Here is a 15,579-nt window from a genome sequence, read left to right as displayed (position 1 = left end):
TGCGGGCCCCGGTGCTGCGAGGGTGGGGTCCCGGTCCGGGCCGAGCGCCGGCTCTGCCTCAATCGTCCCGCTCGATCCGACAAGTCGGACATGCTCGGGCGGCCGAGGCCAGGGGTCTTGCGGAGGTGGAACAGCGTCAGTGCAACAAAAAACCCCTCGTGCCCAAGGGCATGCGAGGGGTGGCGCGTCGGTCTGTCACGAGCAGGGCGTACGAGCCCACTCAGCCGACGCGCCCGCCAAGTACGAGAATTCGGGTGCGCATGGCAACGACCTTCCTCCCGTCCGGGGCGGCATGTCAAGCAGGTGGGACGACCGTCTCGCCATGCGGACCTCCCGGCGGACCAGTGACGGCACGGTGTTCGGGCAGGTCAGAGCCGCCATGGTGATGTGCGCCACGTCCCGGCGCGGCGTCCGTGCGGCCGCTCGTGCGGCCACTCGTCCGGGTGTCGTCGGCGGCGGGAGGGTACGCGCGGCGGGCCGGGACCGGGCCCGCCGGCGCGGGCACCGGGTAGCCGCGGCGGGCCAGCGCCCGGCGCAGCCGGGGCTCGTCCAGCGGCGGGGCGAAGGCCGAGCCCTGGGCCTGCCCGCAGCCCAGCTCCTGCAGCGCGGAGACCTGGCGGGGCAGGTCCACCCCCTCGGCGGCGGTGGCCATCCCGAGGTCGCGGCCGAGCCGCAGCACGTGCCCGGCCAGGGTGCGGCTGAGCGCGGACTCGCCGAGGTCCTGGACGAGCGTGCGGTCCAGCTTGAGCCCGTCCAGCGGCAGCCGGGCGAGGGCGCCGAGCGAGCCGCCGCCGGCGCCGTACCCGGCCAGCCAGGTGGAGACGCCCAGCCCGCGCAGGGCGGAGAGCCGGCGGCCGAGCTCGTCGGCGAGCGAGTCCGGGCCCATCCGGGCCACCTCGATCACCAGCTCGTCGGCCGGCAGCCCGCTGTCGCGCAGCGCCGCGGCCACCGTCTCGTACAGGCCGGGCGAGCAGAGCCGTTCCACGGAGAGCCGCACGGCCACCGGGACGGGCTCCGGCGCGCCGCGGCCCCGGCCCGGCAGGGTGCGCCGCTCGACGGCCGCGCTGACCGCCTCCAGGACCAGCCAGCGGGAGAACCGGGTGGCCGCGTCGCCGTGCTCGCTCGAACGCAGGAACTCGGCCGGGGTGAGCAGCAGGCCGCCCACCGAGCGCCAGCGGGCCTGCGCCTCGACGCCGGTCACCGCGCCGCTGCGCAGGTCCACCACGGGCTGGTGGAGCAGCGTGAAGCCGCCCTCCCTCACCGCCATCCGCAGCCGCTCCTCCAGTTCGGTGCGGCGCTCCAGGTCGGCCCGCATCGCGGGGGTGTAGAGCACCACCCGGCCCTTGCCCTCGGACTTGGCCCGGTACATCGCGAGGTCGGCGTTGCGCATCAGCTCGTCGGCGGCGACCCTGGGGTCGGCCGCCGGGCCGCGCTCGGGGGTGCCGAAGGCGATGCCGATGCTGGCGGCGACGCCGAGTTCGGCACCGCCGATCCAGTACGGCTCGGAGAGCGCGAGGCGCAGCCGCTCGGCCAGCTCCTGGACCTGGAGGCGGCCGAGCGGGCCGCAGACCAGCGCGGCGAACTCGTCGCCGCCGAACCGGGCGACGGTGTCCCCGCAGCGGACGGCGCTCTGGAGCCGGCGGGCGGCCTGCACCAGCAGTTCGTCGCCGACCTGGTGCCCGGCGGTGTCGTTGACCGCCTTGAAGCCGTCCAGGTCGAGGAAGAGCACCGCGATCCCGGCGCCCGTCCCGCCCTGCTGGCCGCGGGCGCCGAGGGCGGCCCGCAGCCGCTGGGTGAACAGCGCCCGGTTGGGCAGGTCGGTGAGCGGGTCGTGGAAGGCGTTGTGCTGCAACTGGGCCTGGAGCATGACGCGTTCGGTGACGTCCCGGCTGTTGAGCAGCAGGCCGTCGCGATGTCTGCTGACGGTGGACTCGACGTGCAGCCACTCGCCGGCGCCGGAGCTGATCCGGCACTCGACCCGGGCGGAGAGCTCGGCGCCGCCGGGGCTGCGGTGGGTGGTGAGCCGGACCCTGGCGAGGTAGCGGCGGACCTCGGCGAGCACCCGGCCGACGTCCTCGGGGTGGACCAGGTCCAGCAGGTTGCCGCCGACCAGCTGCTCCGGGTCCCGGCCGTAGACGCCGAGCGCGGCCGGGGAGACGTAGGAGAGCACGCCGTTGGCGCCGGCGATCATGATGACGTCGCTGGAGCCCTGCACCAGGGAGCGGAAGTGCGCCTCCTTGTGGGCGAGTTCCTGGGCCAGCGACAGGTTGTCCAGGAGCATCACGCCCTGCCGGAGGATCAGCGCCAGCCCGACGGTGCAGGCCGCCGCGGCCACCACGCGGTCCAACTCCCGTCCGCCGAGGGCGTTGTAGAGGATTCCGGCGGTGCAGACCGCGGCGGCCGCGTACGGCGTCAGCGCGCTGAAGGTGGTGGCCACCCGGCGGTGCGGCAGGCCGCCGGCCGAGGGGTGCTCGCGCAGCGGGCGGCGCCAGCGCGGCGACCACGGCGCCCAGGCCAGCAGCAGGCTGCCGGCGAACCAGCCGGCGTCCAGCAGCTCGCCCGAGTGGTAGTTGCTGCGCAGTTCCGGGGAGGTGAACAGGGCGTCGCAGGTGACGGTGACGGCGAGCGCCACCATCGCCGTGTGCACCGCCGCCCGGTTGCCGTCCCGGCCGCCGAAGCGCAGCCCGACCACCAGGCTGACCAGCAGGATGTCCAGCACCGGGTAGGCCAGGTTGAGGGCCAGGCGCAGCGGTGAGCCGTCCTCGCCGGCCGCGATCCGGCCGAGTGCCAGGCTCCAGCTGAGGGTGAACAACGAGCCGGCGATCAGCCAGCCGTCGAGCAGCAGGCAGAGCCAGCCGGCCGCCGTGCGCGGGTGCTGGGCGAGCACCAGGACGCCGGTGATGGCGAGCGGGGCGAAGAGCAGGAAGGCGTACTCGGCGAGCGAGTCCCGGGGCAGCGCGGTGCGCACGACCAGCTCGTACCAGCCCCAGGTGCCGTTGCCGAAGGCGACCATGAGCGAGGAGAGGCCGAACAGCAGCCAGGCCGGGCGGGCGTGCCCGCCGACCGTACAGCCGTACACCAGACAGGAGAGCGCGGCCGCCAGGGCCGCCGCGGCCAGTCCGAAGTCGCCCATGAAGACGGACAGTTGGTGTGATCCCCAGCCGGCGGCGGCGCCCGCGGCGTAGGCCAGGCAGAGTGCGCCCAGGACGAACCCGGGCAGGGTACGGCTGGCCCGGAGCCGGCACAGCGGGCTGCGGCGGGCGGGTGCGGGCACGTCGGCGGCGGACGTGTCGGTGTGCGGTGCCTCCGGCCGTCCGGTTCCGGGCAGCACCGTTTCGGTGGAGCTCACTCGGCCTCTCCCCCTCCGGCCCGGGGCCTCGCGCCCCGGCCACGGACCACCGGCCGCGCACCTCTCGGACGTACGCGGTGGCCTGGCGCCCCGTCAGGACGGTGGCCCAGGGGGTGGGCGGCCTGCCGGTCGCCGCACCGTACCGATGCTCCCAAAATGGACCCTACACCAATCCCGTCACTCAATGACACGCACACTCAACTTAGAGTAATGGCGAAAGGGTGGGGAAATGCCCCCTATTCCTACGGATCGGCCCGGTTGGCGGCGGCGCGCGGGCGGGGGCTCACGCGGCGCGCACGGGAGCACGCAGCAGCGCCCGAACACCGGTTCCAGGACGGACGAACGGCGGCCCCGGACCGGTCGGAACCGGTCCGGGGCCGCCGTGGGGCCCTGCTCAGCGGCCCGAGGAGGCCAGGTCGTCCGGGAACAGCCGCAGCCGGTGCGCCAGTGCGGCCGCCTCGCCCCGGCCGCCGACCGCGAGCTTGCCGAGGATGTTGGAGACGTGCACGCTCGCGGTCTTCGGAGAGATGTACAGCTCCTCGGCGATCTGCCGGTTGGTCCAGCCGCGCGCGAGCAGGCGGAGCACGTCCCGCTCACGGGGGGTGAGGTTGAAGGAGTCCCCGGCGGCCTGGGCCGGCACCGCGGCCGACCGCTCGGCCGGGGCGAGGCTCAGCCCGGCCCGCTCGGCCAGCGCGGCGATCTGCCCGCCGAGCAGCCGGTCGTCCCGGACGGCCGCCAGTTCGGCCGCCTCGCGCAGCAGTTCGGCGCCGGCCTCGCGCCGGCCGGCCTGCACCTCGGCCTCGCCGGCCCGCAGCAGGGCCTGTGCCAGCGGGTACGGCAGGCCGGTCGGCCGCAGCGCCTCGACCGCGGCGGCCCAGACCTCCGGAGTGTCCGCGCCCTCGGCGCGGGCCAGTTCGGCCTCCAGCAGCCGGGCCCAGCCGTGGTGCAGCGGGGCCCGGGGACGCAGCTCGGCGGCGGCCGCCGCGATCGCGGCCAGCGCCCCCGGCCGGCCCGCCCCGGCCTGCGGCAGGCCCCGGCTGTCCGCCTCCACCGTCGCAGCCTCGGCCAGCAGCGGGTAGACGTCGGACTCGTGACCGAGCCGGCCGTCCTCCTCCAGCACGGCGAGCGCTTCGGCCCGGGCCTCCAGCGGCCGGCCGCCGAGCGCCGCGAGCCGCACCGCCAGCCGGCTGATCGGCACGCTGTGCTGGACCTGGCCGACCCGGTTGGCCGCCCGGGCCTGCGCCAGCATGGTCCCCGCGGTGGCCAGGTCCCCCTTGAGCAGGGCGAGTTCGCCGCGCATCCGGTCCAGGAACTCGGCGTGGGTGCCGGTCGGGCTGGCCGCCTCGTAGCCGGCCAGCACCTCGGCGGCCTCCCGGACCCGCCCGAGGTCGGTCAGCGCCTCGACCAGGTTGCCGGTCAGGATGGCGCCGATGTTGCGCAGCAGGCCGTTGCCGTCCGCGAACTCCAGGCCCTCCCGGGCCAGTCGGACCGCGTCCTCGGGGTGTCCCAGTCCGCGCTGCATGCTGGCCAGGTTGTTGATGCCGCGCAGCAGCAGGTCGGGCACGCCCAGCCGGCGGGCCCGTTCGACCGCCCCGGCGAGCTCGGCGAGCCCGCCCTCGGCGTCGCCCTGCACGTCGTAGCGCAGGCCGCCGAGGGTCATCCGGGCGTGCACCTCGACCGAGTGGGCGCCCACCTCCTCGGCGATCCGGATCGCCCGCTCGGCCAGCTCGATCGCCTCCGCGGTCGGCTTCTTGAGCATCGCCGTCCCGGCGCCGAGCGCGAGCACCTCGGCCTGCACCGCGGTCGGCGGCAGGTGCTCCACCAGCCGCAGCGCGTTCGCGATCTCCTCCTCGTCGCCGGAGCGGCGCAGGCTGCCCAGCATCCGGGCCCGGTTGATCCGGAACCAGGCCGCGCGCACCGGGTGCTCCGCCTCGTCGACCAGCCGCAGCCCGCGCTTGGCCAGGCTCAGGCCGCGCTCCCGGTCGCCGCAGCGCCGGGCCGCCACCACCGCCTCGGCCAGCACGTCGACCAGCTGGATCCGGTCGCAGTCCTCGTCCGCGGCACTGTGGTCGCAGGAGCCCGGCGGGTAGGTCTCGGCCCAGTCGTACGGGCGCAGGGTGTGCGCCAGCACCTCCTCGGAGACCAGGTCCCACAGCTCCAGGGCCCGTTCCAGCATCCCGAGCTGCTCGGCGAAGGCGTTGCGGCGGCGGGCCGCGCGGGCGGCGTCCAGGGCCGTCGGCAGGGCGCGGGCCGGATCGTGCGCGTGGTACCAGTAGTTGGCCAGCCGGGCGGCCAGCGCGTCGCCCGGGACGAGCTGCGGCTGGGCCTCCACGACGAGCGCGAACTTGCGGTTGATCCGGTGCCGTTCGCCGGGCAGCAGGTCGTCCGAGACCGCCTCGCGGACCAGCGCGTGGCGGAACCGGTAGCCCTCGCCCTCGCTGTCCGGGCGCAGGATGTTGGCGCCGACGGCCGCCCGCAGCGCCTCGATCAGCGCCTCCTCGTCGTCGTCCAGGACGGCGGCCAGCAGGGCGTGTTCGACGTGCGAGCCGCCCTCGGCGGCGATCCGCACCACCCGCTGGGCCTCCTCGTCCAGGCCCTCGACCCGCACCAGCAGGATGTCCCGCAGCGAGTCGGTCAGCCCGGCTCCGCAGCCGTCCTCGAAGGCGGTGGCCAGCTCCTCGACGAAGAACGGGTTCCCCTCCGAGCGGCGGTGGATGCGGTCCACCAGCTGGCGGTCGGGGACGGTGGTGCCGAGGATGCCGGCCAGCTGGGCGGCCACCTCGCGCCGGTCGAACCGCGCCAGCTCCAGCCGCTGGACGGTGCGCAGCCGTTCGAGCTCGGCGAGGAAGGGGCGCAGCGGGTGCCGGCGGTGCAGGTCGTCGGTGCGGTAGGTGGCGACCAGCAGCACCCGGGACCGGTGCAGGGTGCGCACCAGGAAGGCGAGCAGCTCGCGGGTGGAGCGGTCGGACCAGTGCAGGTCCTCGACGGCGAGGACGAGGGTACGCTCCGCGCCGAGCCGCTCGAACAGCCTCGCGGTGTGCTCGAACAGCCGGGCCCGGCTGTACTCGTCGTTGGGTTCGCCGTCCACCTCGCCGAACTCGGAGAGCAGCAGGGCGAGGTGGCTCTCGCTGCCGGCCGCGGCGGCCTCCAGTTCGGGGCCCAGCGAGCGGTGCAGCCGGCGCAGCGCGGCGGCCAGCGGCGCGTACGGCAGGCCCTCGGCGCCGACCTCCAGACAACTGCCGAGCGAGGTGACCGCCCCGCGGGCGGCCGCCCGCTCCAGGAACTCCTCCAGCAGCCGGGTCTTGCCGACCCCCGCCTCCCCGCCGATCAGGATGGCCTGCGGGCTGCCGGTGCCGGCGCGGCGCAGCGCGTCGGTCAGCTCGGTGATCTCGCTGCCGCGGCCGACGAAGACGGGGCTGACCGATGTCTGCTGCATGGAGGCGAGCATGCCATAGCCGGTGGGGCCCGGCCGAGGGGTTATCTCCCCTGGCGAACGGGTCGAAGGACCCGAATGCCCAGAGGGGGAGACGCTGGTGAGCGTCTCCCCCTCCGGAGCTCCTTCGGCACCGCCGTGGTGCCGCGCCGTCAGCATTCGGGCCGACGCACGGGGCGCCGCTGGAAGCGGGCGGCCACCGGACGCTGCCGCAGTCGGCGGGCCTCCTTGGCCTCGCGCACCAGGCGCTCGTGCTCGGCGCGGGCCACGAGCTCGTGGGCCTGTTGCTGGAAGGTCTGGTACTCGATCATTTCCGGTTCCCCCTCGGGTTTTCCACTCCGTCTTGCTGACAGGTAAGAGCTTCCTCCGCCAGTGGGGGGTGCCGCATCGGGAGCGTGCCGCATCTTCCGGGGCCCGGATGCCTTAGATCGGTCTCCAAAAATGGTTTAAGGCCCCGCCTCACCCAGATACATAGGTGAGACGGGGCCTTAGGCCTTACTTAGAGGGCCTTAGATGCCTTAGATACCTTAGGAAGGCAGGGTCGACAGCCTAGGCCGCACCCAGCTTCTCCAAGATCAGGTCCTTCACGCGGGCGGCGTCGGCCTGGCCGCGGGTGGCCTTCATGACCGCGCCGACCAGCGCGCCCACGGCCTGGACCTTGCCGTCGCGGATCTTGGCGGCGATCGCCTCGTTCTCGGCGATGGCCTGGTCGACCGCGGCACCCAGCGCGGAGTCGTCCGAGACCACGGCCAGGCCGCGCTTCTCGACGATCCCGTCCGGCTCGCCCTCGCCGGCCAGCACGCCCTCGATGACCTGGCGGGCCAGCTTGTCGTTGAGCTTGCCCTCGGCGACCAGCGCGGCGACCCGGGCGACCTGCGCCGGGGTGATCGGCTGCTCGCTCAGCTCGGTGCCGGTCTCGTTGGCGCGACGGGCCAGCTCGCCCATCCACCACTTGCGGGCCTGGTCGGCCGGGGCACCGGCCGCGATGGTCTCCTGGATCGGCCCCACCGCACCGGCGTTGAGCACCGACTGCATGTCCTTGTCGGACAGGCCCCACTCCGCCTGCAGCCGGGCACGGCGCACCCGCGGCAGCTCGGGCAGAGCGGCGCGCAGCTCCTCGACCCACTCGCGGGTGGGGGCCACCGGCACCAGGTCCGGCTCGGGGAAGTAGCGGTAGTCCTCGGCGTTGTCCTTGATCCGGCCCGAGGTGGTGGAGCCGTCCTCCTCGTGGAAGTGGCGGGTCTCCTGGACGATGGTGCCGCCGTCGGTCAGCACCGTGGCGTGCCGCCGGACCTCGAACCGGGCCGCCCGCTCCACGCTGCGCAGCGAGTTGACGTTCTTGGTCTCCGAGCGGGTGCCGAAGGTCTCGGTGCCGTTCGGGCGCAGCGACAGGTTGACGTCGCAGCGCATCTGGCCCTTGTCCATCCGGGCCTCGGAGACACCGAGCGAACGGATCACCTCGCGCAGCTCGGCGACGTACGCCTTGGCGACCTCGGGGGCGCGCTCGCCGGCGCCGACGATCGGCTTGGTGACGATCTCGATCAGCGGGATGCCGGCCCGGTTGTAGTCGAGCAGCGAGTGGGTGGCGCCGTGGATGCGACCGGTGGCCCCGCCGACGTGGCTGGACTTGCCGGTGTCCTCCTCCATGTGGGCGCGCTCGATCTCCACCCGGAAGGTCGAGCCGTCCTCCAGCTGCACGTCGAGGTAGCCGTTGAAGGCGATCGGCTCGTCGTACTGCGAGGTCTGGAAGTTCTTGGGCATGTCCGGGTAGAAGTAGTTCTTCCGCGCGAACCGGCACCACTCGGCGATCTCGCAGTTCAGCGCCAGGCCGATCTTGACGGCCGACTCCACGCCGACCGCGTTGACCACCGGCAGCGAACCCGGCAGGCCCAGGCAGGTCGGGCAGGTCTGGCTGTTCGGCTCGGCACCCAGCTCGGTCGAGCAACCGCAGAACATCTTGGTCTTGGTGCCCAGCTCGACGTGGACCTCAAGGCCCATCACCGGGTCGTACGACGCGAGAGCGTCCTCGTAGGAGACCAGGTTCATGACGCTCACAGCGTCCCTTCTCACTTGAAGCTTGGGAGGTACGGGCCCGGCCACCGCGTCGCGCGGGGCCGGGCCAGGGCACTTGACTCAGCCCAGCAGCACGTCGTCGGAGCCCAGCCGGCGCAGCTCGCGCACCAGCAGGGCGGTGCCGGTGACCAGCGCGGCGGCGCCGACCAGGGCGTTGACCAGCTTGAGGGTGTCGCTCTCCTCGCGGGCCTTGCGGACGTCCTTGGCCACGGAGATCGCGCCGAACGCGCTGGTGCCGATGGACAGCCACAGACCGGGCTTGGAGTGCTTGAAGCCCTTCAGCGAGCCGGAGCCCTTGGTCTTCTCGATCTTGCTCACAGTGCCGGTGCCTCCTCCAGCAGGGTGTGCCCCCACTTGTCGTTGAGTGCGGCCTCGACGGCGCCGCCCACGCGGTACAGGCGGTCGTCCGCCATCGCGGGTGCGATGATCTGGAGGCCGACCGGGAGATTGTCCTCCGGGGCCAGGCCGACCGGCAGCGACATGGCCGCGTTGCCCGCCAGGTTCGACGGAATCGTGCACAGGTCGGCCAGGTACATCGCCATCGGGTCGTCGGCGCGCTCGCCGATCGGGAAGGCGGTGGTCGGCGTGGTCGGCGAGACCAGGACGTCCACGCCCGCGAAGGCCGCGTCGAAGTCGCGCGAGATGAGCGTGCGGACCTTCTGGGCCGAGCCGTAGTAGGCGTCGTAGTAGCCCGAGGACAGCGCGTAGGTGCCCAGGATGATGCGGCGCTTGACCTCGTCGCCGAAGCCGGCCTCGCGGGTCAGCGCGGTGACCTCCTCGGCCGAGCGCGAGCCGTCGTCGCCGACCCGCAGGCCGTAGCGCATCGCGTCGAAGCGGGCCAGGTTGGAGGAGCACTCCGACGGCGCGATCAGGTAGTACGCCGGCAGCGCCAGGGTGAAGGACGGGCAGGAGACCTCGACGACCTCGGCGCCCAGCTCGCGCAGCAGCTCCACCGACTCGTTGAAGCGCTGCATCACGCCGGCCTGGTAGCCCTCGCCGGCGAACTCCTTGACGACGCCGATCCGCATGCCGCGGATGTCGCGCATCCGCGCGGCCTCGACCACGGCCGGCACCGGCGCGTCGATCGAGGTGGAGTCCAGCGGGTCGTGCCCGGCGATGGCCTCGTGCAGCAGGGCCGCGTCCAGCACGGTGCGGGCGCACGGGCCGCCCTGGTCCAGGCTGCTGGAGAACGCGACCAGGCCGTAGCGGGACACCGAGCCGTAGGTCGGCTTGACGCCGACGGTGCCGGTGACGGCGCCGGGCTGGCGGATCGAGCCGCCGGTGTCGGTGCCGATCGCCAGCGGGGCCTCGAAGGCGGCCAGCGCGGCGGCCGAACCGCCGCCGGAGCCGCCGGGGATGCGGGAGAGGTCCCACGGGTTGCCGGTCACGCCGTACGCGGAGTTCTCGGTGGAGGAGCCCATCGCGAACTCGTCCATGTTGGTCTTGCCGAGGATGACCACGCCGGCGTCCTTGAGACGGCTGGTCAGCGTGGCGTCGTACGGCGGGATCCAGCCTTCGAGCATCTTCGAGCCACAGGTGGTCGGGATGCCCTTGGTGGTGAAGACGTCCTTGAGCGCGAGCGGGACGCCGGCCAGCGGGCCCAGCTCCTCGCCCTTGGCGCGCTTCTCGTCGACGGCCCTGGCCGCGGCCAGCGCGCCCTCGGTGTCGACGTGCAGGAAGGCGTTGACCTTCTTGTCGACGGCGTCGATGCGGTCAAGGTGGGCCTGCGCGACCTCGACGGCGGACACCTCGCCCTTGGCGATGGCGCCCGCGGTCTCGGCGGCGGTGAAGCGAATCAGCTCGGTCATCTCGGTCAGTCCTCCCCGAGGATCTGCGGCACACGGAAACGCTGCTCCTCGGCGGCGGGGGCGCCGGACAGCGCCTGCTCCGGGGTGAGCGACGGCCGGACCTCGTCCGCACGCATGACGTTGGTCAGCGGCAGCGGGTGGGAGGTCGGCGGGACGTCCTGTCCGGCGACCTCGGAAACGCGGGCGACCGCGCCGATGATCACGTCGAGCTGCTCGGCGAAGTGGTCCAGCTCTTCGGGCTTCAGCTCAAGACGCGACAGCCGGGCGAGGTGGGCGACCTCCTCGCGCGTGATGCCAGGCATGCAGCGATCCTCAGGGTGAGTTCTGGTGAGACCCGGCTGTGCCTTGCGGGCGGTGCCGGGCCCGGGCAGGAGCAGCCGGTTCCGGCGCTCCGTCCTCGTGGTCTTTGGACCCCATCCTATGGGGCCCGTCCCCCGCCCCGGCCAACGAGTGAGCCGCGGCGCCCGTCACCGGCCCTCCCCGGGGCCGGACCGCGACCTCCGGCGGGCTACTGCGGCCGGGTGCGGGCCCAGCCCTGCGGTTTGATCTCCCGGTGCGCGGCCTGCACCACCTGGGCCACCGGCGGCAGCGTGGGCGGGATGACCGGCGGCCGGACCGGCGGGAGTGTCGGCGGCAGCACCGGGGGCCTGGCCGGCGGGGCGATCGGCTTGGCGTTCGGGACCGACGGGAAGCCCGCGGGCAGCTGGGGCGGCAGGCCGAGCCGCTCCACCGGCGGGGCGCCGGTGCGGTGCACCCGCAGCCAGGCGGTGGCCTGCTCGGCCGGCAGCGCGGCCGACACCAGCCAGCCCTGGACGGCGTCCACGCCCATGCAGTGCAGCCGCTCCCAGGTCTCGTCGTCCTCGACGCCCTCGGCGACCACGGTCAGGCCCAGCGAGTGGGCGAGCTCCACCGAGCAGCGGACCACCGCCGCGTCGTGGTCGTCGGCGACCATCCGGGAGACGAAGGAGCGGTCGATCTTCAGCTCGCCGACCGGCAGGCTGCGCAGCCGCACCAGCGAGGAGTGCCCGGTGCCGAAGTCGTCCAGGGACATCCCGACGCCGTAGCCGCGCAGCTCGGCCAGGGTGTCGGCGGCCCGCCGGGAGTCGTCCAGCAGCAGCCGCTCGGTGATCTCCAGCTGGAGCGCGTGGGCCGGCACCTGGTGGCGCACGAGGTGGCCGGCGACCCGCTGGGCGAAGCCGGGGTTGAGCACGTCGCGCGGCGAGACGTTGACCGCGACCTGCACCTGGAGGCCCTGGTCGCGCCAGTACGCGAGCTGGCCGACGGCCGCCTCCAGCACGTAGTCGGTGAGCCGGGGCATCAGGCCGCTGGACTCGGCGAGCCCGACGAACTCGTCCGGCGGGACCTTCCCCTGGCCGGGGCGCTCCCAGCGCAGCAGCGCCTCCAGGCCGACCACCCGGCCGTCGAAGGCCACCTTCGGCTGGTAGTGCAGCTGCACCTCGCCGGTCTCCAGTGCCCGGCGCAGGTCCCCCAACAGCCCGATCCGGTACGGCGTGTCGGCGTCCTGGGTCTCGTCGTACTGGGCGACGCCGCAGTGTCCGCGCTGGGCGTGGCCCATCGCGACGTCGGCCCGGCGCAGCAGGGCCTCGGCGTCCTGGGCGTGCTGCGGGTAGACGCAGACGCCGCCGCTGGCCTCCAGGACGAGCAGCAGCCCGTCCAGCCGGATCGGGGCGGCCAGTTCGGCGATCAGCGCCTTGGCGACCCGCTCCAGGCTGTCCGGGCAGTTGATGCCGGGCAGCAGGACTGCGAACTCGTCGCCGCCCATCCGGGCCACCATCGGGCGGCCTCGGCGGTAGTGCCGGGGCAGGCCGGCGAAGACGTCGTCGATGGACTCCCGGGTGGCGCTGCCGGCCGGTCCGCCGGAGCGCAGGGCCCGGTGCAGCCGGCGGGCGATGTGAACCAGCAGCCGGTCACCGGCCGTATGACCCAGTGTGTCGTTGAGTGATCGGAAGCGATCGAGATCGAGCAGGATGAGACCGACGCTGTAGCCCTGACCACACTCCGCGATCGCCTCCTGGGCGGCCAACAGCAGGGCCTGACGGTTGGGCAGATCCGTCAGCGGGTCGGTCAGTTGGTCGCGGGCGCGGTCCCGGGCGATCCGCCAGGCCGCCACCAGCACCGCCAGGGGCACGGCGAACAGCGGCAGCAACTCGGGTTCGTACCGGTAGACCAGGACGGCCAGCGGGATGAGCGGCGCGGCTCCGGCCAGCAGCACGCCGAGCAGCAGGACCGCACCCGCCACCCCCTGCGGCGGGCGTGTGGGCGCACCGCCGGTCGTACGATCCATAAGCCCTGTCCTCCGTCGGGCCCGCCCCGTCGGGCCGCCTTACGGTGAGGCACCGTGCCGGTACCGACAGCTGCCGGGCATGGAGCGACCCCGCGGAACACCGGCCCAGCCGGTGCCCCCACCCCTGCTGACACTCTGTTGCGCTCCAGGGTATGCCGGGGTCCACCCGGTGGGCAGACTTTCGGACAACCGGAAACGCGCCACCGCTCCCGGGTGCCGCACAGTGACACAATGCCCGCTTTCACTGTGCGGCACCCGGTGACGTTGCATCAGGACGATAACAACACCGATCCGGTCACCGACCGCTCGGGTCCGCTCCGGGTCAGTCCTCGACGGGCTCCTTCTTCGCCTCCTCGGCCCCCTCCGGCTCCGGAAGCCCCAGGTGGGCACGGGCGGCGGACGGCCCGTCGGCGAGCAGGACGGCGAACCCGGCGTCGTCCAGGACCGGCAGGCCGAGCTGAACAGCCTTGTCGTACTTGGACCCAGGGTTGTCACCAGCGACCACAAAATCGGTCTTTTTCGAAACCGAACCGGTCACTTTCGCTCCGCGCGAGGTCAGCGCCTCCTTGGCACCGTCCCGGGTGTGGCCGGCCAGCGTGCCGGTCACCACCACGGTCAGGCCCTCCAGCGGGCGCTCCGCCTCCTCCTCGTCCGCGAACTCCTCGGTGAAGCGGACGCCGTCCGCCTCCCAGTTCCGGAGGATCTCCCGGTGCCACTCCTCCGCGTACCACTCCCGGATCGAGCGGGCGATGGTCGGGCCGACCCCCTCGACGGCCGCCAGCTGCTCCTCGCTCGCCTCGAAGATCTTCGTCAGATCGCGGAACTCCCGGGCCAGCGCCTGCGCGGCGACCGGACCGACGTGCCGGATCGACAGCCCGTTGACGAACCGCCACAGCGGCCGCCCCTTCGCCGCGTCCAGGTTGTCGATCAGGGCCTGGAGCGACTTCTTCGGCTCGCCCTTGGTGGTGGCGAAGAAGAAGACCTCCTTCTCCTTGCCCGTCCTGTCGTCCAGCTTCGGCATGCCGGTCTTCGGGTCCCGGACCAGAACCTTGATCGGCAGCAGCTTCTCCCGCGTCAGCCGGAAGATGTCGGCCTCGTTCCGCACCGGCGCCTCGGCCGGCTCCAGCGGCTGGGTCAGCGCGGTGGCCGCGACGTAGCCCAGCCCCTCCACGTCCAGGCACTGCCGCCCGCCGAGGAAGGCGATCCGCTCCCGGATCTGGGCCGGGCAGCGCTCCGCGTTCGGGCAGCGCAGGTCGATGTCGCCCTCGGCCATCGGCCGCAGCTCGCTGTCGCACTCCGGACAGTGCGAGGGCATCACGAAGGCCTGCTCGGTGCCGTCCCGCAGGTCGTAGACCGGGCCGAGGATCTCCGGGATGACGTCGCCGGCCTTGCGCAGCACGATCGTGTCGCCGAGCAGCACGTCCTTGGCCTTGACGACCTCCTGGTTGTGCAGCGTCGCGTACTGCACCATCGAGCCGGCCACCTTCACCGGCTCGGCCAGCACCGCGTACGGGGTGGCCCGGCCGGTGCGGCCGATGCCGACCTTGATCTCGGCCAGCTTCCCGGTGACCTCCTCCGGCGGGTACTTCCAGGCGATCGCCCAGCGCGGGGACTTGGAGGTGGCGCCGAGCCGGCCCTGCAGGGCGATCTCGTCCACCTTCACCACGACGCCGTCGATCTCGTGCTCGACCGAGTGCCGCTGCTCGCCGAAGTGCTCGATGAAGGCCCGCACCTCGGCGAGCGTCTTCACCACCTGGTTGTGACGGGCGGTGGGCAGGCCCCAGTCGTGCAGCAGCCGGTAGGCGTGCGACTGGTTGTCGATGTCGAAGCCCACCCGGGCGCCGATGCCGTGCACCACCATGTGCAGCGGGCGGGAGGCGGTGACGTGCGGGTCCTTCTGGCGCAGCGAACCGGCGGCGGCGTTGCGGGGGTTCATGAACAGCCGGATCAGCGCCCGGGGCCGCTTGCCCTCCTTGGCGCGCTCCTCGTTCTCCTGCCGGCGGCGTTCGTTCTCCTCCGCGAAGGAGGCGTTGAGCGCGTCGAACTCCTCGGTCGGGAAGTAGACCTCGCCGCGGATCTCCACCAGCTCCGGGATGTTCTCGCCCTTGAGCCGGTGCGGGATCTCCTTGATGGTGCGGACGTTGGGGGTGATGTCCTCGCCGACCCGGCCGTCGCCGCGCGTCGCCGCCTGCACCAACTGGCCGTTCTCGTAGGTGAGGTTGACGGCCAGGCCGTCCACCTTGAGCTCGCACAGGTAGTGGTAGTCGATGCCCTGCAGCTCGGTGGCGACCCGCTCGGCCCAGGCGGACAGCTCCTCGTCGTCCATCGCGTTGTCCAGGCTGAGCAGCCGCTCGCGGTGCTCGACCTCGGCGAACAGCCCGGTGGCCGCGCCGCCGACCTTCTGGGTCGGCGAGTCCGGGGTGACCAGGGCCGGGTGCTCGGCCTCGATCCCCTCCAGCTCCCGCATCAGGGCGTCGAACTCGGCGTCGCTGACGACCGGCGCGTCCTGCTCGTAGTACCGGGCCCGGTGGTCGGTGATCTCCTGCGCCAGCTCGGCGTGCCGCCCGCGCACCTCCGCCGGGACGTCCTCCCAGCCCTCGACAGCCGTCAC

At 73.4% G+C, this 15,579-nt stretch carries 9 protein-coding genes; all 9 read right to left on the bottom strand.

The genetic code is table 11. The annotated features are described in order from the left end of the window. Positions 1-295: 295 nt before the first annotated feature. The 9 genes from ACGFSC_RS23390 to ligA all read right to left on the bottom strand — a co-directional run bounded on the left by ACGFSC_RS23390 (position 296) and on the right by ligA (position 15,579). The gene (locus ACGFSC_RS23390) at positions 296-3,247 is read right to left on the bottom strand and encodes an EAL domain-containing protein (protein ID WP_359901570.1); all 2,952 of its coding nucleotides are present in this window, start codon (positions 3,245-3,247) and stop codon (positions 296-298) included. Positions 3,248-3,743: 496 nt separating this feature from the next. Beyond that, positions 3,744-6,785: an AAA family ATPase gene (locus ACGFSC_RS23385; RefSeq protein WP_359901547.1), complete on the bottom strand. Its 3,042-nt coding sequence runs from the start codon at positions 6,783-6,785 to the stop codon at positions 3,744-3,746. Between the two features lie 149 nt (positions 6,786-6,934). Beyond that, positions 6,935-7,093, bottom strand: coding sequence for a hypothetical protein (locus ACGFSC_RS23380; RefSeq protein ID WP_158077676.1), 159 nt, complete (start codon positions 7,091-7,093; stop codon positions 6,935-6,937). A gap of 238 nt (positions 7,094-7,331) precedes the next feature. Next, positions 7,332-8,837 carry an Asp-tRNA(Asn)/Glu-tRNA(Gln) amidotransferase subunit GatB gene (gene gatB, locus ACGFSC_RS23375; protein ID WP_359901544.1) on the bottom strand — a complete coding sequence of 502 codons (1,506 nt, stop codon included), beginning with the start codon at positions 8,835-8,837 and terminating at the stop codon, positions 7,332-7,334. Positions 8,838-8,915: 78 nt separating this feature from the next. Continuing rightward, positions 8,916-9,173, bottom strand: coding sequence for a hypothetical protein (locus tag ACGFSC_RS23370; RefSeq protein ID WP_359901541.1), 258 nt, complete (start codon positions 9,171-9,173; stop codon positions 8,916-8,918). Beyond that, on the bottom strand, positions 9,170-10,663 hold the full coding sequence (gene gatA, locus ACGFSC_RS23365; RefSeq protein ID WP_359901538.1) for an Asp-tRNA(Asn)/Glu-tRNA(Gln) amidotransferase subunit GatA: 1,494 nt from the start codon (positions 10,661-10,663) through the stop codon (positions 9,170-9,172). The genes ACGFSC_RS23370 and gatA overlap by 4 nt, the downstream gene beginning before the upstream one ends. A 5-nt stretch (positions 10,664-10,668) precedes the next feature. Then, positions 10,669-10,965, bottom strand: coding sequence for an Asp-tRNA(Asn)/Glu-tRNA(Gln) amidotransferase subunit GatC (gatC, locus tag ACGFSC_RS23360; protein WP_030057414.1), 297 nt, complete (start codon positions 10,963-10,965; stop codon positions 10,669-10,671). 206 nt (positions 10,966-11,171) lie between these two features. Continuing rightward, positions 11,172-12,968, bottom strand: a complete 1,797-nt coding sequence (locus tag ACGFSC_RS23355) for a bifunctional diguanylate cyclase/phosphodiesterase (RefSeq protein WP_359901535.1) — start codon at positions 12,966-12,968, stop codon at positions 11,172-11,174. 322 nt (positions 12,969-13,290) lie between these two features. Next, a complete protein-coding gene (gene ligA, locus ACGFSC_RS23350; protein WP_359901532.1) occupies positions 13,291-15,579 on the bottom strand; it encodes an NAD-dependent DNA ligase LigA in 2,289 nt (762 codons plus the stop codon).

Source organism: Kitasatospora sp. NPDC048715 (assembly GCF_043198905.1).
GTDB classification, from domain to species: Bacteria; Actinomycetota; Actinomycetes; order Streptomycetales; family Streptomycetaceae; genus Kitasatospora; species Kitasatospora lactacystinica.
The sequence above is the reverse complement of the archived record's forward strand: the minus strand, read 5'-3'. Positions and strand labels throughout refer to the sequence as shown.

Coding starts and splice junctions, on each gene's coding strand:
- ACGFSC_RS23385 (WP_359901547.1), bottom strand. CDS start 6,785: ATGCAGCAGACATCGGTCAGCCCCGTCTTCGTCGGCCGCGGCAGCGAG.
- ACGFSC_RS23380 (WP_158077676.1), bottom strand. CDS start 7,093: ATGATCGAGTACCAGACCTTCCAGCAACAGGCCCACGAGCTCGTGGCC.
- gatA (WP_359901538.1), bottom strand. CDS start 10,663: ATGACCGAGCTGATTCGCTTCACCGCCGCCGAGACCGCGGGCGCCATC.
- gatC (WP_030057414.1), bottom strand. CDS start 10,965: ATGCCTGGCATCACGCGCGAGGAGGTCGCCCACCTCGCCCGGCTGTCG.
- ACGFSC_RS23355 (WP_359901535.1), bottom strand. CDS start 12,968: ATGGATCGTACGACCGGCGGTGCGCCCACACGCCCGCCGCAGGGGGTG.